Origin of the sequence: Nocardia coubleae NBRC 108252, assembly GCF_001612805.1 — a bacterium.
GTDB classification, from domain to species: domain Bacteria; phylum Actinomycetota; class Actinomycetes; order Mycobacteriales; family Mycobacteriaceae; genus Nocardia; species Nocardia coubleae.
Genome location: NZ_BDBD01000011.1, coordinates 124,861 through 142,892, shown reverse-complemented (window position 1 = coordinate 142,892; position 18,032 = coordinate 124,861). Strand labels below are relative to the sequence as shown.

The 18,032-nt window shown below is 66.2% G+C and carries 17 protein-coding genes and 1 tRNA gene; 13 read left to right on the top strand and 5 right to left on the bottom strand.

All coding sequences use genetic code 11. From position 1 onward, the window contains the following. The first annotated feature begins 12 nt into the window (after nucleotides 1-12). A complete protein-coding gene (locus NCO8_RS09640) occupies nucleotides 13-939 on the top strand; it encodes a LysR family transcriptional regulator (protein ID WP_245655296.1) in 927 nt (308 codons plus the stop codon). 128 nt (nucleotides 940-1,067) lie between these two features. On the opposite strand, the gene NCO8_RS09635 is transcribed toward NCO8_RS09640, so the two are convergent. After that, a complete protein-coding gene (locus tag NCO8_RS09635; RefSeq protein WP_067638255.1) occupies nucleotides 1,068-4,415 on the bottom strand; it encodes a WD40 repeat domain-containing protein in 3,348 nt (1,115 codons plus the stop codon). A gap of 62 nt (nucleotides 4,416-4,477) precedes the next feature. Here NCO8_RS09635 and NCO8_RS09630 point away from each other — a divergent pair, with 62 nt between their 5' ends. From NCO8_RS09630 to NCO8_RS09620, 3 genes are all read left to right on the top strand, one after another. Beyond that, nucleotides 4,478-4,999 (top strand): MTB12 C-terminal domain-containing protein, encoded by a 522-nt coding sequence (locus NCO8_RS09630; protein ID WP_067638253.1) that lies wholly within the window; start codon nucleotides 4,478-4,480, stop codon nucleotides 4,997-4,999. Between the two features lie 277 nt (nucleotides 5,000-5,276). Continuing rightward, nucleotides 5,277-5,933 carry a sigma-70 RNA polymerase sigma factor region 4 domain-containing protein gene (locus tag NCO8_RS09625; RefSeq protein ID WP_157104858.1) on the top strand — a complete coding sequence of 219 codons (657 nt, stop codon included), beginning with the start codon at nucleotides 5,277-5,279 and terminating at the stop codon, nucleotides 5,931-5,933. Then, nucleotides 5,930-6,598 (top strand): hypothetical protein, encoded by a 669-nt coding sequence (locus NCO8_RS09620; protein ID WP_067638250.1) that lies wholly within the window; start codon nucleotides 5,930-5,932, stop codon nucleotides 6,596-6,598. The genes NCO8_RS09625 and NCO8_RS09620 overlap by 4 nt, the downstream gene beginning before the upstream one ends. 392 nt (nucleotides 6,599-6,990) lie before the next feature. Here NCO8_RS09620 and NCO8_RS09615 read toward each other — a convergent pair whose 3' ends face one another. Then, the gene (locus NCO8_RS09615; RefSeq protein WP_157104857.1) at nucleotides 6,991-7,284 is read right to left on the bottom strand and encodes a hypothetical protein; all 294 of its coding nucleotides are present in this window, start codon (nucleotides 7,282-7,284) and stop codon (nucleotides 6,991-6,993) included. 158 nt (nucleotides 7,285-7,442) lie between these two features. Between NCO8_RS09615 and NCO8_RS09610 the strand changes: the two genes are divergently transcribed. The 3 genes from NCO8_RS09610 (at nucleotide 7,443) to NCO8_RS31220 (ending at nucleotide 9,791) form a co-directional block, all read left to right on the top strand. Beyond that, the gene (locus tag NCO8_RS09610) at nucleotides 7,443-9,086 is read left to right on the top strand and encodes an FAD-binding protein (protein ID WP_174550313.1); all 1,644 of its coding nucleotides are present in this window, start codon (nucleotides 7,443-7,445) and stop codon (nucleotides 9,084-9,086) included. A 197-nt stretch (nucleotides 9,087-9,283) separates the two neighbouring features. Continuing rightward, nucleotides 9,284-9,368: transfer RNA gene (locus NCO8_RS09605), tRNA-Leu, on the top strand. A 246-nt stretch (nucleotides 9,369-9,614) separates the two neighbouring features. Then, nucleotides 9,615-9,791, top strand: a complete 177-nt coding sequence (locus NCO8_RS31220; RefSeq protein ID WP_157104856.1) for a hypothetical protein — start codon at nucleotides 9,615-9,617, stop codon at nucleotides 9,789-9,791. 514 nt (nucleotides 9,792-10,305) lie between these two features. Here NCO8_RS31220 and NCO8_RS09600 read toward each other — a convergent pair. Together NCO8_RS09600 and NCO8_RS09595 are read right to left on the bottom strand one after the other, a co-directional pair. Beyond that, nucleotides 10,306-10,686, bottom strand: a complete 381-nt coding sequence (locus NCO8_RS09600) for an antibiotic biosynthesis monooxygenase family protein (protein ID WP_157104855.1) — start codon at nucleotides 10,684-10,686, stop codon at nucleotides 10,306-10,308. A gap of 47 nt (nucleotides 10,687-10,733) precedes the next feature. Further along, nucleotides 10,734-10,928: a hypothetical protein gene (locus tag NCO8_RS09595; protein ID WP_067638244.1), complete on the bottom strand. Its 195-nt coding sequence runs from the start codon at nucleotides 10,926-10,928 to the stop codon at nucleotides 10,734-10,736. A 611-nt stretch (nucleotides 10,929-11,539) separates the two neighbouring features. Between NCO8_RS09595 and NCO8_RS09590 the strand changes: the two genes are divergently transcribed. The 6 genes from NCO8_RS09590 (at nucleotide 11,540) to NCO8_RS31215 (ending at nucleotide 16,167) form a co-directional block, all read left to right on the top strand. Continuing rightward, nucleotides 11,540-13,366 (top strand): lipase family protein, encoded by a 1,827-nt coding sequence (locus NCO8_RS09590; protein WP_245655295.1) that lies wholly within the window; start codon nucleotides 11,540-11,542, stop codon nucleotides 13,364-13,366. Nucleotides 13,367-13,599: 233 nt separating this feature from the next. Then, on the top strand, nucleotides 13,600-14,178 hold the full coding sequence (locus NCO8_RS09585; RefSeq protein WP_167353266.1) for a PDDEXK-like endonuclease domain-containing protein: 579 nt from the start codon (nucleotides 13,600-13,602) through the stop codon (nucleotides 14,176-14,178). Further along, complete coding sequence (locus tag NCO8_RS32155; protein ID WP_210739946.1) at nucleotides 14,175-14,696, top strand: hypothetical protein; 522 nt, start codon at nucleotides 14,175-14,177, stop codon at nucleotides 14,694-14,696. The genes NCO8_RS09585 and NCO8_RS32155 overlap by 4 nt, the downstream gene beginning before the upstream one ends. Further along, entirely contained in the window at nucleotides 14,678-15,028 is a 351-nt protein-coding gene (locus tag NCO8_RS32150) for a hypothetical protein (protein WP_210739945.1), read from the top strand. Before NCO8_RS32155 ends, NCO8_RS32150 begins: the two co-directional genes overlap by 19 nt. Before the next feature lie 222 nt (nucleotides 15,029-15,250). After that, a complete protein-coding gene (locus NCO8_RS09575; protein ID WP_067638240.1) occupies nucleotides 15,251-15,655 on the top strand; it encodes a phospholipase D-like domain-containing protein in 405 nt (134 codons plus the stop codon). After that, complete coding sequence (locus NCO8_RS31215; protein ID WP_157104854.1) at nucleotides 15,610-16,167, top strand: hypothetical protein; 558 nt, start codon at nucleotides 15,610-15,612, stop codon at nucleotides 16,165-16,167. Before NCO8_RS09575 ends, NCO8_RS31215 begins: the two co-directional genes overlap by 46 nt. Before the next feature lie 1,177 nt (nucleotides 16,168-17,344). Here the strand turns inward: NCO8_RS31215 and NCO8_RS09565 are convergent. Next, nucleotides 17,345-17,848, bottom strand: a complete 504-nt coding sequence (locus NCO8_RS09565) for a DUF6301 family protein (protein WP_067638236.1) — start codon at nucleotides 17,846-17,848, stop codon at nucleotides 17,345-17,347. Nucleotides 17,849-18,032 lie beyond the last annotated feature (184 nt).

Below are 18,032 nucleotides of genomic sequence, written 5' to 3'. Positions count from 1 at the left end.
GAATATGCAGATATGAGCCGTTCCGTCGCGTCGTCCGGGCGCAGGCCGAGTGCCGATGATTTGCTCGTACTGCTCGCCGTCGGCCGGTCGGGACGGTTCGTCACAGCCGCAGCCGAACTCGGCATCAACCACACCACCATTTCCCGGCGCATCGCCGCCCTCGAGGCGGCCGTGGGCGGACGGGTTCTCACGAAAGTGGCAGGCGGTTGGGAGCTCACCGATCTCGGTCGCGAAGCCCTCGTAGCTGCCGAGACGGTCGAAGCCGCCGTGCGTTCACTCGGTTCCTCCGGCGGGGAACGCACGCTCGAAGGAGTGGTGCGGCTCTCGGCGACCGACGGGTTCAGCGCCTACCTGGCCGCACCGTCGGCGGCGCGGGTACAGCGCCGCCACCCCGGCATCGCGGTGGAGATCGTCGCCGCCACCCGCCGCGCATCCACCCAGCGAACCGGCCTCGATCTCGAGGTGGTCGTCGGCAGACCCCAGGTACACCGCGCCGAGGCCATCGAACTCGGCGACTACTGCCTCGGCCTCTACGCCGCCCGGGACTACCTCGACGCCCACGGCGCCCCCACCACCATCGACGACCTCGCCCGTTATCCGCTTGTCTATTTCATCGAGTCGATCCTGCAGGTCGACGACCTCGACGTGGCAACCAGCTTCGCGCCGACCATGCGCCAATCCGTCTCCTCCACCAACGTTTTCGTCCACGTGGAGGCCACCCGCGCGGCCGCCGGTATCGGCCTGCTCCCCTGCTTCATGGCCGATCGCCACCCCGACCTCGTCCGGGTCCTGGCCGACGAAGTGCGGGTCCAGCTCACCTATTGGCTGGTCACCCGGCCCGAGACCCTGCGCCGCCCCGAGGTCGCCGCCGTGGTCGATGCCCTGCGCACCACCGTCCGCGAATGCCGAGCCACCCTCCTCGGCATCCCCGAAGGGTGAAGGTCGCGATCCCTTCGATCGATCGGCTGACGGCCCATGTTCTGGATGATGTAGCGCAGGACGGTGCCGCGCCGCAGCAGGTTGTCCACGGTCGGTCAGTGCCAAGGCCCTGACGCGCAAACCTGTTGTCACCCTGTGGGGCAGGGGTTTACGAAAGTACGGCCGGGGAGGGTGTTCGACCACTCTTGCGCGGTGATGGGTGCGGTGCCGGTGGCGCAGATGCGCGCGGCTTCGGTGGTGGCGTCGGTGTGCCAACGGCGCAGGGTGCCGTCGGTGGCGGATTCGACGAGGACGGTTCCACCGGCCGCGAACGCGAGCATTGTCTTCTGCCAGTGTCTTTCGCCGTGGTGCAGGGCGGCGTAGACGGTCGGCGCGTCAGGGTCGGTGTAGTCCCAGATTGCGATGCGGTCCTCGGCGAGATCGTCGACGGCGAGGCGGGTACCGGTGTGGTCGAAGGCGACCGAACCGGCGGGGCCACGTGCGGCGACGGGGATCGGCAGGGGTCGGGGCCCGCCTGGTTCGCCGAGGCGGTAGACGAAGGCTCCGGCGCGGGTGCCGACGGCGAGAATGTTGTCTGTCGTGACGGCCAGAGACATGTCCTGACCAGCCGTGGGCAGGCCGGACAGTTCCGCCACGGGTCGGGCGTCGGGCCCGGCGCTCAGGTCGTAGACCGTGATGTGCCCGGTGCGGTGACTGCCGACGGCCAGCCTCGATCCGTCGGGACTCACGGTGAGTGCGGTCGGATAGCCGTGCCCGAATCGCAGTGTGGACCGGAGCTCGGGGCCGCCGGGCCGGGTCAGGTCCCACAGTTCCACCGATGACGTCAGACCCCGCCCGACGGCCAGGGTGCCGTCCGGGCCGAAGACGACACCTCGCGTGTCGACCAAGCCGTTGTCGATCGGTCGCCCGAACGGCTTCGGGGTCGGATCGGTGATGTCCCAGACCTGGATGGCGCGTTCGTTCAGGATGGCGGCTCGTGTCCCGTCGGGGCTGAGCACCACGGTGTCGAAGAAGCCCGATGGATCGCCGTCCACGGAATCTCGTGCGCCCGCGGGGGTTCTCGACAGTGCGCGCAAGCGCGGCAGCAATGCGTCGGGCAGCACGTCGGGAGGCGGCGCGGATAAGTCTTGGGGAAGTCTGAACAGCGTCCGCGGCCCGAGTTCGGCGGCCTGTCCCGCGAGATCGAAAACGTGCACGGCACGGTCGAATCCGGAGGTCACCAGCGCACGCCCGCCACGGAATACTTCGGCGCGCGCCACGGATCCGCCGGGGAATCGGGCGAGCACCGCGCCGGTGTCGAGATCGAGGAGGCGAGCACGGGAATCACCACCGACAACCACTGCCGTGCGGTCGTCCCCGGTCGGCGCCACGTCGAAGTACTCGTTGGCACCTCGCGACATCGCGCGCAGCGGTTCGGGCCGGGTGATGTCGGCGCCGAGACGCCACCTGGCGATCTCGCCGGGGTTGAGCCCCACCGCGAGCACGTCACCGTCGACATCGACTGACCTGATCTCGGCGCCGTTCGGTCGCTCGACCGACAGCTCGAAAGCGGGACGGGCCGGATCCAGAGCTGTTGGGTCCCAGCCCCGTACGGTCGTCGTCCACTCAGTGTCGGTGATCCGGGAACCGGCGGCGACGAGGACCCGGTCGTCGGCCGCGACGAACGCGTGGTTACCGGGAACAGTCAGCGCGGGCTGCGGCACGGGGTGCGCGGGATCGGCACCGAACCGCCAGGACAGCACCGTTCCACCGTGGGTGCCGATCGCCAACAGGTCGTTGCCCGGACCGAAGGCCAGCGACGAGGGCAGATGATCCGCCAACGCGAATTCGGTTGTCCGCCGCGGATTCTCCGCGATGCTCCACAACACCGCCGAGCGTTCACCGGCCACAGCAAGCCAACGCTGGTCGGCGCTGACGGCCAGTGCCCGCACCGGACCGGCCACCGCCGCGAACGGCGGCATTCGGGTCACCCCGGCATCATCGACCCGCACGAGCTGCACGGTGCCGTCGCCGTTGCCGATCGCGATCATGTCGCCACCGATGCTGGTGGCCAGCCGTGGCGGGTCGATACCGGCCGAGACCGCGTCACCGGAGACCCCGGGCAGGATCCGGATCGGCGTGCCGAGAGCCGAGAACTCCAGCAGGGCCGATCGGGCATCCGTCGTGGCGCTCGTACGCACCGCCGCGAGGGCGACGAGCTGCGACAGCGCGGGGTCGAAGTCGGCACCACCCCGGGCCACGCCCGCGAACAGCCGGGAATTCGACTCGGCTCTGGCAGCGGCATTCTCGGCCCGGACCCGGGCCAGACCGGTCACCGAGAGCACCGCGAGCAGGACGGCGAGCACACCGGCGACAGAGACCAGCCACAGCGCCAGATTCGGTCTGCTGCGCGTGCGCGACACAGCTTCGGTGACCGTCGCGGCCGCCGCGATGCGGTCGAGGAAGTTCTCCGGCGCCTGCCGCCGTGCCTCCTCGTAGCCGGTGGCGGCGACCACCACCCGAAGCGAAGAACGCTGCGCCGCAGCCAGTTTGCCCGCATATCCGCCGACCGGGGTCAGTTCCGTGTCCGACAGGCCCGCCGTCACCGCGCAGGCCGGGTCGAGCCGGCGCACCCGCAGCCACCGGGCCAGCTGGTGGCGCGGGGCCAGGTCGTCGAGCGCGACGGCCATCGCCGCCGCCATCGACGCACCGTTGATGTCGTTCTCGGGCGCGCGACCCGCCCCGGTCACCGACCACAGCACGCACGCGCCGGTCGCGGCAGGCCGGCTCACCTCCCACGCCCGCGCGAGACTGTCGGTGAACTCGCGATCCGCCTGCAGGAACGACATGGCGGCCGGGTCGGGGTGCAACCCGCTCGGGCCTTCGCGCACCTGTTCCAAGCGCAGCACGCCGACTCGTCCGGCGCCCCCGATGTCGACGAACAGCACACTGACCCGGGTGGTCCGCACGGTCGGTGGTCGCCGACCGGCCAGTTCCAGCGCGGTCACGATGCCGTAGCCGCGCGAGGGCCTGCCACCCTGGCCGAGCAGGTGCAGCACCACCTCGGCCAACGGGTCGTCGCCACCGGTGATCGGTCCGGCGGGGAGCAATTGAGTACCGGCCGAATGCAATCCGGCCCGTTCGGTGTGCCGCAGGAAGACCGCACACGCCTCGGCGATGTCGCGCGCGCCGGTCAGGGCTTGGGCGAGGGCGGCCACCGCGTGGGCCGCCGACACATCGGCGGTGACCCGATCACCCTCCAGATCGGGGTTCTCCGATTCCTCTTCCAGCGGGTCGTCGCCGGCCTCGAGGTGCTTCCACCGCGCCAGCGAATGCCGTGCCAGCACACCGGTTTCGCGGCGCAGGTCGAGCAGCCCACGAGCCGCCTCGGGACCCTCGGCGACCGCTTCCCGGCACAGCGCCAACCACCGCTGCGGCGCTCCGGTGAGCTCGGACAACAGCGCGTCGTCGCGCTGGAACTCCGACTGCCCGGTCATCGTCGGCCCTCGACCACAGCGGGGCGAGTCGTGTTCACCGCGGACGGATAAGCTCGACACCGATGCGCATCAACGACCTTCCCGGGGGAACCATCTTGTCGAGATCACTCCTTGTCGGTGCTGCGCTGTCCGGTGCGGCGATCACCGCCCTGCTCGGCACCGGTTGCTCCACCGGGGACAGTTCGGCCATGCCCGTGGCCGGTGCCAACACTCCCACATCGACACCGTCGCCACCACTGCTGTCGGCCGACGACGTCGAGCAGCTGTTCGCACGCATGCTCGACCCACGGGTCCCGAACTCCGAGAAGCTCGATCACGTGCAGGGCATCGCCGACGATCCGGGCCTGCCCAACCGCATCGCCGAAGCACCGGGCCGGAACAACGCGACGGTCACCGTCACCATCACCGGAACCAGGCTCGGCGCGCCGGGCATGCTCGCCGATGGCACCGGGAGGATGAACACCGCTACCAGCCCGTTGATCGTGCCGTTCGTCGCCGAGGACGGGAAGTGGAAGATCGAGAAGGCCTGGTATTGCCAGATCGCGTTCTCGATGATGGTGTCCTCACCCACCTGCCCGTCCTAGCTCACATTCGTCGTGCGAACCGGTGGCGCGGGCAACGGCATCTGTGTAGGAGCCCGTTTCCGATCAGCAGGAGGCTCCAGCTGTGACCCGTGTCGTCCGGTCGTTTCCCGGTCCGTCGACCGGTGCGCGGGCGGAGCAACACCATGCCGGTTCGGCATCGAGCTGCCCGGCCCAGCTCACACGATCGGTGCCGACGGCAGAGCACCGCATGCGTCGCGCGAATTCTCCTCGGACAGTGCGGCATTCGACGGTGTCGCCGACGAAGTGGGAGCACGGGTTGACTTCTGACCCCTTGGACACCTGGCTCGGCGCCACCTGGAGCGCGGTCCCCGCACCGCTGCGCCTCGCGGTGGTGGAACACATCTTCGGCGCCGATCTGGTCACCATGTCGACCTACGCGGTGGCCAAGGCGCGGTATGTCGTCGAGCGGGTCGACCCCGACATGCGTTCGGACTTCGAGGACGTCGCCCAGGACACCATGGTCGCGTTGACGGCAACCTTGCCCACCGAACGTATCCGGCACTGGAAAACCCATGTCCTGCAGCAACTCCAGTGGCAGGTGCTGCAGAACAGACGGCGCCGCACAGCGGAGAAACGTCACCCGGGCCTGCGCGTCGATTACGAATCCACCGCGCTCGTCGTCGAAGACCACACACTCGTCGGCGGTGAGGACCGGCTGGCCGACCGCGTCGTCCTCCGGGACGCACTCGACGCGATCCCGCACCCCGAGACCGCCGCCGTGCTGCGCGCGACCTTCGTACTCGCCCCCGACGGCACCTACACCGACGTACAGACGACCAAAGAGGTCGCCGAGGACCTGAATTTCAGCCAGGAGAAGGTCAAACGGCTGCGCGCGGCGGGAACGAAGATGCTGCGCGAGGCCCTGCGTGCCCAGCTCGACGCCCGCGACCAGGACACCGAGGAGGCATCGTGACGGCGCGAGATCATCGGCCCACACGGCTGAACCTGCCCGTCGACCTCGAGGTGCTGCTCGCGCTCGCCGACGACTCCGAACCCGATGCCGAGGCAGCCGCCGCGGGCGCCCGCATCGCGCAACGCCTGCTGGCAGCAGCCGACGCGACACCGGAACCCCATTCCTTGTCCGCGCGACGCATCGTGATGCGGGTGCCCGGGTGGACGGTGCGGCCGCTGGCCGCCTCCTCACGCGACGGAGCGTCATCGAGCCGGGTCGTCCAGAAACAGATCGACCAGGAGCTCGGCATCGAATTCACACGTACTCCCGCCGGTGCCGAGCAGACACGGATCTCGGTGCAATCGTTCGGTCCCGATACCGCGGCAGGCGACGTGGTCCGCGTCGCGGTGCATGCGGGCGAGGAACGAACCGAAGTCCTCGTCGTCCTGTATACGGATGCCGACGGGTCCCTCACCGGTCAGATCGTCACCCGCGCACTGACTTTGGCGGAGCACCTGGAGATCTCCATCGTGCCGGGCACGGCCCTGGGCGACACGCATGCGGCGGCGATCACCGACGCGGTGCGGTGCTCGTTGACGGCGGGACGCAACGCGTGGCGGCGGGTCGCCAAGGGGCTGCCGGTCGGAGACCCGGTTCGGTCGGCGATCGTCGCCGGATTGAGCTGAGTGCCGCGAACGGCCCCGGAGTGGCGAATAGGTCGTGGGTGAGGAGACCCCCCAGCGATCTCCTCACCCACGACACGAGACGCGTCTGGGGCAGTGCCGACGACTGGTCTCGTCATCAGTGATGCGATACGCGCCCCGATCGGTTCGCTGCCGGGTGGCATTCGGCAAAAATGCCTATTCGCAGTCTTCGCATCGCGCGGTGACGCAGGCGGTTCGTCGTCGGAGCCGCGACGAACCGATCGCGCCGTGAACGGATGGCGTGAAGCAGTGAAGACCGCCGCCGCAGCCATTTCCAGCCGTCGATCAGCGTCGTTCGCCACCACATCCCCCCGATTCCTCGCCTGCCACCGCTATCGATGTGAGGTGCATGCCGGAGCACCCGTTCCGCCGGTCTAGTTGCCCGTCCTTCCGGCGGACTCGGCACCGGCGTTCATCGCGGCCAAGTCCTCGGCCACGGCATCCCACAGCGCGCCGTACTCGGGCACGAGGGTGCGGACGTGTGCCAGGGTCGGATAGTCGTTCGGGTCGAATGCCAGATGCCCAGGACGACCGCCCGGCATGGCGGTGTCGGGCCATCGACGGGCCGGTGCGTTAGACGCGGAGTCGTCGACGAACAGGATTTGCGCCTGTCCCTGTGCGCCGATCTTCCACACAGCGCGGGTCGACGCGGAAATGGTCACGGGCATGAAGTCCTCCGATGGCCATGGATAGCGACAACGGGATCGTAAGACAGCCAAGCCGTTTCACGGAGTGTCGCGCCACAGGATGACGTCCACCGCCCAGCGAAGACCCCTCACCGGCGGAACGACGTCCGACCATTTCTAGAACACGTTATAGTTTCCGGATGCGGCCCGGACAACCCGCCGCACGAAAGGTGGTACAGGTGCTGACCTGGGACGATGAAGCCGATGTCGTCGTTGTCGGATACGGCGGCGCAGGGGTTACGACCGCACTCGCCGCTCGCGAACGCGGCGCGGATGTCCTCGCGATCGACCGGTACCTCGGCGGCGGCGCGACAGAGCTGTCCGGCGGAATCATCTACGCCGGGGCGGGCACCTGGGTGCAGCACGCCGCCGGAATCGACGACGACGCCGACAACATGTTCGCCTACTTGCAGGCCGAGGTCGGCGACGCGGTGAGTCCCGCGACGCTACGCCGCTTCTGCGAGGAGTCCCCCGCACTCATCGACTGGCTCACCGAACACGGCGTGCCGTTCGAGGCGTCGGTGTGCCCGTACAAGACCTCCTACCCCACCGACGACTACTACCTCTACTACTCCGGCAGCGAGAACGCCGGTGGTTACCGGGAGCTCGCGAAACCACGTCAGCGCGGACACCGCGCCCACGGGCCCGGCGTCTCGGGCAAGGCCGTGTTCCGCCCGCTGGCACGATCGGCCGCCGCACGCGGTGTCCGGGTCCGAACCGGAACCACGGCGACCCGGCTCGTGGTCGAGGACGGCCGGGTGACCGGCATCGAAGCGGTCACCCTCGACGGCGCACCCGCCGCCGTGCGACGCCGTTTCGCGGCACTGGCACGGATCTCGTCGAAACCGGGTGTGTACCACCAGGGCCTGCGCCGGGCCGTGCAAGCGCTCATCGCACGCATCGAGCGCAAACACGGTGTGCCGGTGCGGATCCGGGCCCGCTCCGGTGTCGTACTGACCACCGGCGGATTCATCGCCAACTCGGCGATGGTCGCCCGGCACAGCCCCCACTACCCCTGGGCGCAGGGTCTGCCGCTGGGGTCGGCCGGGGACGACGGCAGCGGCATCACGATGGCCGAGGAGATCGGCGCGGCCACCGGCAAAATGGACGCGATGTCGGCATGGCGTTTCATCGGCCCACCCAGCGCCTTCTACGGCGCGATCGCGGTGAACACCGAAGGCAGTCGCATGGTCGACGAATCACGCTATGGCGCGGCACTGGGCGCCGCTATCGCCACCGCCCCCGGCCATCGCGCCTGGCTGCTCGTCGACGCCGAGCTCGCCGCCGAAGCACGCACCCAGATCGCCGGCCAGTCGGTGTGGTTCCAGCGCATGCAGACCGAACGACTCCTCCGCTTCGGACGCACCACCGGCCGCACCATCGAAGAAGCCGCCACCCGCGCGGGCGTCGACCCCGCAGGCCTGCGCGCCACCGTCGACGCCCACAACCAGGCCATCGAGCAGGGCACCCCCGATCCACTGGGCAAACCCGACGACATCCGCCGCCCCATCCGCACCGGCCCCTACGCCCTACTCGACATCTCCTTCGCCGCCCGCCTCACCTACCCCATGCCGATGCTCACCCTCGGCGGCCTCCTCGTCGATGAACACACCGGCGCCGTCCGCACCGAAACCGGCGACACCATCCCCGGCCTCTACGCCGCAGGCCGCGCAGCAGTCGGCATCTGCTCCAACGGCTACGTCAGCGGACTCTCCCTCGCGGACTGCGTCTTCGCCGGTCGCCGTGCGGGAACTCACAGCGTCCAGCGCGTCGACCAGAACTGACGTTTCGGGCGTCCCCGAGCGCTGGGCGCCGTGGTCGGTCTCCCTGGTTCGCCTCCGAAACAGGGAGACCTGAGGCGTTCTAGGATTCGGCGCCTGACCGCACCGTCAAGATCATCCGAACCCCCACCATAACCGCAGGTCAGATAGGCGATTTGGTTTACGACAATCAGTCGGATAATCTTTTGGCACACCAGCAAGTCCGGGTGGCGGAATGGCAGACGCGCTAGCTTGAGGTGCTAGTGCCCGTATTAGGGCGTGGGGGTTCAAGTCCCCCTCCGGACACAACGCTTTTTATTGATTTACCTCTCTGACCTGCACATATAGCCGTGTGCCACTGAGGGCAGCCGAATCCGGTAAGTCGCAAAACCGCAGGTAGGCACCCGTGGGGGTTCAACACGGGTCAATCTGAGAGATCCTTGAGAAACCGACGACATCAGCGGATCATCGGACCTCCCTGCCGCGGACGACATCCACCGGTCGAGTCCATCGCAGGCAACCCTGGCCACACCGCTTCCGAAGGTGGACCCAATGCAGAAACCGAACCTGCCCCAGACCTCTCCACCGGCACACGCCACCCGCCGAGACGCCGGCACCGAACCTGGCGAGCTCAAAGTCATCGTCCCGACACATCCGCCCGACCTGTCTCCCGGCGCAGCTCGAGCACTGCTGCATCTGCTCGCCAACCTCGCAACCAAGCCGCTATAGCCGAGCCCCGCGAAAACAGCAGACAATCCCCATGTCATAGACCGAGGACGAGACCTCCTACTGCCTTCATGCCCCGGCGCAACGAACAACCCGAGCGCCTACGCAGCTTCGATCGCGGCGGTCAGGAGGTCTCGCGTTCAGCACGCTGGTTGACACCAGCGCTGATCCACAGTCGAGATCACACAGGAGTTCCTGGCAGAGACCGGTGACCGATGACTGGCACTCGCCATGGCGCTGATCGCGACCCTCGTCGGCGATTCCTACCACCTGGTCTTCTGACCTGACTCATGCCGCTCGAGTTGTCGCCCTGCTGCGCCAAAGCCGGAGATGATGGCGCGAACATCGAAAAGCCTAGGCGCAACGGTTAACGGTCTGAGCTGTCGCGCCAAATCGCACGGATCTCAGGTCGCCTGTCGAGTACGGAATCGCCCGATGTTCCCGAACACACCCAGCGCGTCGCACGCAACGATGTCATCCTGCGCGCACCCGACACACAAAGGACCGATTCACCATCTCAGTCGTCGTGGACCGGAGGAACAAGCTCCGGTGGGCGAGCCCATTCGTACTCGCGCTCAACATGGCATATCCACGCCCTGTATCCCAGGCAAAACCGTTCGCGGCCGACGTGTTGAGCTGCCACGTGCTCGATGTCCTCCCGCCGGTTGCGCGGGGCATCGAGATCGCGCCAGTACGACACGGTGATTCCACAGTGCTCGTCTCGCGCGAACTCCATCCCCAGATACCCATCGATCCGCACAGCGAGGTCAGCCATTCGTGCCGCCGCCTCCCCGTACCCAGCCAAATCCACAGGGTCGTCCGACAAAGCCGTGGTGAGGACCGCGGCGATATACGGCGGCACAGTGCCATGAACAAAAGGCAGCGCACTCCACGACATCACGAGTCCCCTCACCGCCCTGCCCCACTGTGGCGACACGACGAAGTTCAGTCAGGCAAATAGCGGATCGGGACAGCGCGCTCGATCCCAGCTGCCTCGAGTTCATCGAGGCTGAACACCTGGTTCGCTCGATCGCCGAGTAGACCGCCCAGGAGCAGGTCGAGCAATTCGCGATGCTGGGCCCGCGAGGCGTCCACTGCCGCACGCAGTTCGAACACGAACTCCAGGTGCGCTGCACCCATTCCGAGTTGATCCAGCTCTTTCAGCAGCGCTCCCGCCTCGAGGTAGCCGTCCCACGGGGGTTCCCGTGCGCCGCAACGACTCCGCAGTGTTGAGGAGCAGGCCGTGCACATACTGGTTCCGGCCTCGGCCGACGCTCTGGCGTGAGGTCGGCAGATCCAGGTCGAACAACCCGCACAGCCCATCGAAGTAGGCGCGGCGTTCCTCGGCCATCCACCGCGGATTGCGTTCGTCGGTAACGACATCGACATAGGCATCGCGTAACTCACCCACCCCGGAGGACATCTAGGCTCGGGTGAGATGAAGTGTCAGTCGGGGCAGGTGGTCCAGGAGAGCGGTTCATCGGGTCGCTGTCGGGCGACTGTTCACGCAGCGTCTCCAGCTCGGCGTCCTTGGTCCAGCGTTCCTTTTCGAGTTCGGTGTAGCGGCGGCGCAGACGTTCGGCCCAAGCATCCGACAGCTCGTCGCCGCCAGTGACCGGGCGCGATTCCAACTCGGCGAGCAGGTTGTCCTGTCGTCAGGTGATCTCGGCGATAGTCTTCGATGGGCTCGACCCGCTGATCCGGACTACCGTGTCGCGGACCCTGCTGAAGCTGCGGCGAAAGAGGCTGACTTGAACGGTGAATCGTTGCACAACGAGGTAACCGGGCGCGCACACAACGGCGCGGCTTCGCTGCGTGGCCGAGTGATCGCCGCGGCGCTGCCGTTGCGCCTCGCGATCGGCATCGCGGCCGTCGCGGTGGGCGCGCTGCTGTTTCTCGCTCCGATGCCAGTCCGGACCGTCGTCCTCGTCACCGGCGCCGGGTTCGTTCTAGTGGGGCTCGCGACCGCATTGATCCCGCACGTCGCCGCTGGTCGAGACGCGACCTCGGGCGGTGTCGCGCTTTCTTCGCGGGTGCTCGGTGGTGTGCTCGTCGTACTCGGTGTGGCGATGGCGGTGTGGCCGAGTGCCGGTGCGCCGGGTCTCGCCTTTCTTATCGGAGCGGCGCTGATCGTGCACGGGTTGCTCACCGGGTGGCAGGCGGTGGGCAGGGGTGACGCCGACGGTGTCGACCAGCGCGTCACTGCCGCGCTCACCGCGATCGCGAGCATCACCGTTGGTGTGGTCACTTTCTCGTGGCCGGTTCTCACCCTCATGTTGTTCCGGTTCGGCGTTGCCGCGTGGTTCGTGTTCATCGGGTTGCACCTGCTGTTCAGCGCACTTATCCGGCGACGGCCCGACTCGAACCGGCATCGCTGGGTCCGCACGCTCGCTGCCGGTTCGGCGCTCGTGATCGCGGTGGCGCTCGCCTTCGGCAGCGCTCGGATCCTCGCCGGTGTGCCCCTGCCCGAGCCCGGCCCCTTCTACACAGCGCCCGCGAACGTGCCACCCGAACCAGGCAGGCTGCTGCGGTCCGAGGCACTCACGGACGGCGTTCCCGACGGTGCGCGCGGGTGGCGAATCCTGTATACGACAACACATCCCGATGGCAGCGCCGCCGTATCCAGTGGCACGATCCTCGCCCCCGAGAACCCGCCGGACACCCCGCTACCCCTGTTGACCGTCGCCCACGGCACCACCGGAATCGCGGCGAAATGCGCGCCGTCGCTGTCGCCCACACCGTTCGGCGACGGCGCGGGAACCGCGCTGGAGGAGATGGTGACCCAGCACGGCTGGGTCGCGGTGACCTCGGACTACATCGGACTCGGCACCCAGAGCATTCACCCGTACCTGGTCGGCGAGGCCGAGGCGCGCAACGTGCTCGACGCCTCGCGGGCCGCGCGGCAGTTCAACGAAATCTCGACAACGACCGAGACGGTCATCTGGGGCCATTCACAAGGTGGTCAAGCGGCGTTGTGGACCGGCCAGATCGCATCGAGCTACGCCCCCGAATTCCAGGTCAAAGGCATCGCCGCCTTCGCCCCCGCCGCCGACCTGTTCGGCCTCGCGAAATCCGACAAATCCGAGATCGGCGGCAAGACCGTCTCCGCCTACATCGCGAACACCTGGAACGACCTCTACCCCGAACTCCATCTCACCGAGCACCTGACTCCCGGCTCGAAAAACGGCGTCGAGAAGATCGGAAACCTGTGCTTCAACGGCAAAGACGCACTACCCGCGCTCCTGCGCGGATCACAGATACCCAACCAGGTCTTCCCGGATGAACTCCTCAACGGCGAGTTCGGCACCCTGCTGAAAAGCCAAACTGCCGTCGGGCCCTTCCCCGCCCCGGTACTGGTCGCCCAAGGCCTCGCCGACCCCCTCGTCAAGCCTGAGCTACAACAGGCCTGGGTCAACTCACGCTGCGCGGCAGGCGAACCCATCGACTACCGCACCTTCCCCGGCCTCAGCCACGTGAACCTCGTCGCCGCCGACTCCCCACTCACCCCACAGATCGTCGAGTGGACCATCGACCGCTGGAACGGCACTCCCCCGACGCCGACCTGCGGCATCGGGTGAGCCGAGGTTCAGGCAGGTCCGGAGTTCAAGCTCTCGCCGAATCTCGTCTGACGGTCATCGTCTCCCACGAAACCGCTGGTGGCGCTTGTGTGGCGGCGTGCGTAACAAGTATGGGTCCGACGGGTGGCACGGGCTGTTAATGGATCGAGCGTGGTGAAGGACACCGGAGCCGTCGGCTCACTGCTCGCGGCCGCGCGGATCCGGGGCATCGGAATGGCCACGTCGAAGGGGTCTTGGCTGGACTCGTTCCGCAATGGGGTGTGGCCGGTTACCGCATCGACTTCGCGCTCGCCCATCCCGAGCAGCCGAGCCGGATGGTGCTGGCCGTGGAAGCCGACGGCGACAGCTACCACCGCACCACCAGCGCCCGCGATCGAGATCGCCTGCGCCAGGAACACCTCGAACGGCTCGGATGGCGATTCCACCGGGTCTGGGCATCGGCATGGTTCAACGACCCCGACCGAGAACTACACCGCATCATCACCGCCTGGGAAGACGCCGTCACCCTCGCCGACAAGGAACCACCCCCCGTCACGGCAATGCGGGACCTTCCGCAGTTCACCACCAGCACCGAACCAACGCTTCCACGGCCCAACCTCACCCCCGACTTCACGATCGACAACTACACCCACGACCAGGTAGTGGCGATGTTCCTGTGGCGGATGTCGGACGGTCTGCTCCTCGATCCCGAGGAACGAACCCAACAAGTACCCACCGACCTCGGATTCAAACGTCGCGGCAGCAGGATCGACGCCCGCCTGCAGCGAGCACTCGAAGACGCACAGCGCACACGACAGAAGGTGAAGCCATGACGACCGCACTGGACCCCAAAACGATCGAGAGGCTCGCTCGGATCATCATCGACCCCGACGGCCCCTACACCAGATCCGGGCGTGACCTGGAACAACTTCTCGCGCACTCCGGCTGGCACAACCCACCCGAATACGACGGCACCCCCCGAATCGCCTGGCTCATCGAACAACTCGACGGACGCGAACACCCGACCACGGACCTCGAACGTCTCCTGTGCCGGATTTGCGACCCCGTCGAACACGACGAAGGCGCCGTAGCCGCAAAGATCTTTCGCGACGCGATTAACACCGTCCTCGAACCCGAGGGCTTGGTTGTGATCGACACCGGCGGTCGACCTGTGATCGCCGAACTCGGCGCACACGGAACCGGCCCACACAACGCCGAACCCCACGATCTCGACGAACGCGTACGACGCCTCATGAGCGACCAACCCACCGCGGAACACTCATCAAACGAGCCGGCGAAGCCCGCATATGTCAACGCAACGGCGCCTACACCATGGCAGTCATCGCCATAGGCAGCTTCGTCGAAGGCATGCTTCTCACCCTGCTCACCGAACGCGACGACCGATGCCGAAATCGCCAATTCGTCGATGAACGCGGCAAGTTCGTCAACAAGCCACAACCCAATCTGGAGAGCCTCATCGACACCGCCCACGCCTGCGGCTGGATACAGCTCGATGCCAAAACCTTCATGCACACAGTCCGGAACTTCCGCAACTACATCCACCCCGGCAAAGAACTCGCCGACAACCCAGCCTTCGACGACGACAGCGTTGGACTGTGCTGGGCACCTCTGCAAGCCATGCTCAACGACCTCGAACACGCACTCGCCCCGCAAGCAGCCTGACACCGGCGTCGCATCCCGCCGCAGGCACCTGTTCGGCCGACGGCCCAGACGCCGTCAAGGCACACGGACCAGATGGAGACAGGAAACTCCATCTGGTCCGGACATACCGTTAGCGCCACCGGTGACACGGTGCCGCAACGCTAAGGAGGAAGACCGATCGTACGCCGAGTCACCACCCCGACCTCGATCAAGCTGATCGCCGGACGCGGCACCTGGACCGCCTTGAAAGACGTCTTCGCCGAAGCCCAGCGGACCTCGGCCGCAATCGCGTTCGTCGGCCACAACGCAGCAGAGTTTCTGCCGCTCCGCCACGGCGACAGCATCGTCGTCAACGGCACCCCACGACCCACGAAACTCGACTCCATAGCGCGCGGCACCGTCGATCCACACCAGCTACAGCGCTGGTTCGACGCCGGCGCCGCGATCTATCTCCATCCTTGGCTACACGCTAAACTCATCGCAGTCGAACTCGCCAACGAGACCCACGCCACCGTAATCGGATCAGCGAACGTTTCCCAGCACGCGCAGAACGATCTCGAAGAAGGAACTGCCGTACTCTCGATCCCGACATCTTCACGACCGTGCACAGCGCAATCTTCCAATGGATCGACGAAGCTGACCCCGTAACGCAGGACTGGCTCGACGAGGCCAAACAACGATCCCGACCACCGCTACCGCCGACGAGACCAAACGAGCCAACAAGCGAGACGGTCGTCCTCTCGGAACAACGCCTCATGATCGGATACTCCTACGCCGATGAAGATCCTTCCGACCCACTGATCGAGGCGGCACTAGTGCAGACGCGCGGAACCGCAACAGATGAATTGATCGAGTGGTGGCGATGCCCAGACGACACCAATGTGGACCTACAGCCAGGTGACACGCTAATCCTTATCAATCTTCGCGATCACGAGGAAAGCCTCGACGACCTGAACCCACGGCGGCAAACAGAACAACCCGCACGGGTCGTCAAGCTCGTCGTCAGCCGAGGCGACACCTACGTCCTTTACCGAACAGCCAAGAACCGCAGAACCACAACAGTCTCCAGACTGCGCAAAGCACTTCCCAACGGTCGCTTCGACGAACATACGGCCTCAACCGACCGACAGCTCAATCGAGCAATCCTGGACCTCTTCTAGTGAGCGCACATTCCATATCGATTCCCAGCATTACCTCAGGCCACGGACCGCTGACTGACTAGCCGCGCGGTGGAAGCGTGGAGCGTGGGGAGTTGCGCGCGTTAGTGACTGGGGCAGGCAGACTACCTACGCGGCGCACGTGACCCCCTGTGGAACAGTGATCACGCCGAAAGCCTTGAACCGCTCGCGCGGCGCGCACCCGGGTCCGCGAAATTTTTGTCTGGGCGCGCCGGGCTCATCTCCGCTCGCGCGGCGAGCACAGTTCCCCGAGAGCGATGCGCGGGTTGCGGGGGCTCAGCCCCGCTCGCGCGGGGAGCACAGGGTGTGTGCGAACATGCCACGCCCGGCGGCGGGCTCATCCCCGCTCGCGCGGGGAGCACACTAATTGACCTGCGCGTTTGCAGGCCAACCAGCCAAATTTCATTCACTTTCGACCGCTCCGAAGCCGAAATCACCGACAAGGCCCACCAGCATCCGGTTCCACATACACACCGCCTCATCATGCGCCCTCAGCGGCCACCGTCATACCGCAGTGTCACAGCACCCTAGCCGTCCATCGAGCAGCCTGCAGGTGCATCGTCACGACACCGACCGAGCACGGGCGCATTTGACGACTTCTCGAAAGCGCAGCAAGCCGCGTCCGCAGTACTCGACCCAACACACATCAATCACACAGAAATAGCCGGAAACAGCGGGAAACGATGGGAAGCAACCAGGATGCAGCCCGCGCCAAAATTCTATTCTACCAGTAGTTTTGGGCACTTTCGGGTAGCTTCGAGTCGACGTGAACCGGCGTCAGGTGGTCGCAGGTTCAAATCCTCCGCCAACCACCCTGCCCTGAGCGGGCGGTTGGCGCAGTAGACCGCTGAGTTAGAAATGCTTCATGACGATCCCGCCGTCAGTCCAGCACCAACGACGTCCGCTGAATCAGACGGTGTGCGTAGTGGTCGAACCGCCCTACGCTCAACACCCAGCCCAGCACGCCGTTGGGCTGTCACACCGATAGGTCTCCGGACTCTCCGGGGCGATTCACTCCTCCCGGTGCGAGTCGTTCCGATCTGCATAACCACGTTGACGGATGTAAAGGCGGTTTCCCAAACATCTCCCGACGAACGTGTCAGAGCATTACTTTCGCCGGCAGCCAACCCCAGGGGACTATCCGATCATCGGGACTGCGCTAGAAATTATCGTCGCTGTCTAGATCGCCGAGCCATACAGCATTCTCCGGGTTAACAATATCGATATGCACCTGACCCACGTAAGCCCTGAGCAGAATGACAACCCTGCCGCCGTTCCATCGCGCTACAGGGTGTGGACCGGTAAGTGCGAAGATAGGTTGACCCATCAGGGAACTGATTCGTTCCCGCAGATCCAGAAAGATGCCCATCTCCTGTGAGCCGATCTCTGAAGCATCCAAATCTCCGATATCAGCCGGATAAAACGAGATCAGCTGAAGCTGGGTCACCGTGCCAAATGGATATGCCCCACTCGAAATATAGGCGATTGCGTCTGTTCGGTTGACCTCCAAATTGGTCGTCAGAGTTGCCCCCTTTTTCCGAAGTTCCGCCAACTCCCAGCCCGCCCGCGTGCAGAAGCTATCGAGGTCATCTACACCCCAAGTCCAGTCGAACATTGCAGCTTCGCGAATAGCCCGCGTGGCGCGCTCGATATCAACTTGCATGTCGCATCCTTTCTTCGGTCTGTATGGTTGCAAGCGGTGACCGCAAGTTTCCCGTACCGCCGCTCCCGTGCAAGGCGGTGCCAGTTGGTGAGACGCGCCCATTGGGATCAACGTCCCGTCGTGGACCGCGAACCCTGGATCGGTCGGGTCCACCGCATTGCCAGCGTGGTACCGGTGCTCGATG

What these genes read in the sequence shown, in the direction of transcription:
- NCO8_RS09640 (WP_245655296.1), top strand. Translation starts at nt 13, where the DNA reads ATGAGCCGTTCCGTCGCGTCGTCCGGGCGCAGGCCGAGTGCCGATGAT.
- NCO8_RS09635 (WP_067638255.1), bottom strand. Translation starts at nt 4,415, where the DNA reads ATGACCGGGCAGTCGGAGTTCCAGCGCGACGACGCGCTGTTGTCCGAG.
- NCO8_RS09630 (WP_067638253.1), top strand. Translation starts at nt 4,478, where the DNA reads ATGCGCATCAACGACCTTCCCGGGGGAACCATCTTGTCGAGATCACTC.
- NCO8_RS09615 (WP_157104857.1), bottom strand. Translation starts at nt 7,284, where the DNA reads ATGCCCGTGACCATTTCCGCGTCGACCCGCGCTGTGTGGAAGATCGGC.
- NCO8_RS09610 (WP_174550313.1), top strand. Translation starts at nt 7,443, where the DNA reads ATGCGGCCCGGACAACCCGCCGCACGAAAGGTGGTACAGGTGCTGACC.
- NCO8_RS31220 (WP_157104856.1), top strand. Translation starts at nt 9,615, where the DNA reads ATGCAGAAACCGAACCTGCCCCAGACCTCTCCACCGGCACACGCCACC.
- NCO8_RS09600 (WP_157104855.1), bottom strand. Translation starts at nt 10,686, where the DNA reads ATGTCGTGGAGTGCGCTGCCTTTTGTTCATGGCACTGTGCCGCCGTAT.
- NCO8_RS09595 (WP_067638244.1), bottom strand. Translation starts at nt 10,928, where the DNA reads ATGGGTGCAGCGCACCTGGAGTTCGTGTTCGAACTGCGTGCGGCAGTG.
- NCO8_RS32155 (WP_210739946.1), top strand. Translation starts at nt 14,175, where the DNA reads ATGACGACCGCACTGGACCCCAAAACGATCGAGAGGCTCGCTCGGATC.
- NCO8_RS32150 (WP_210739945.1), top strand. Translation starts at nt 14,678, where the DNA reads ATGGCAGTCATCGCCATAGGCAGCTTCGTCGAAGGCATGCTTCTCACC.
- NCO8_RS09565 (WP_067638236.1), bottom strand. Translation starts at nt 17,848, where the DNA reads ATGCAAGTTGATATCGAGCGCGCCACGCGGGCTATTCGCGAAGCTGCA.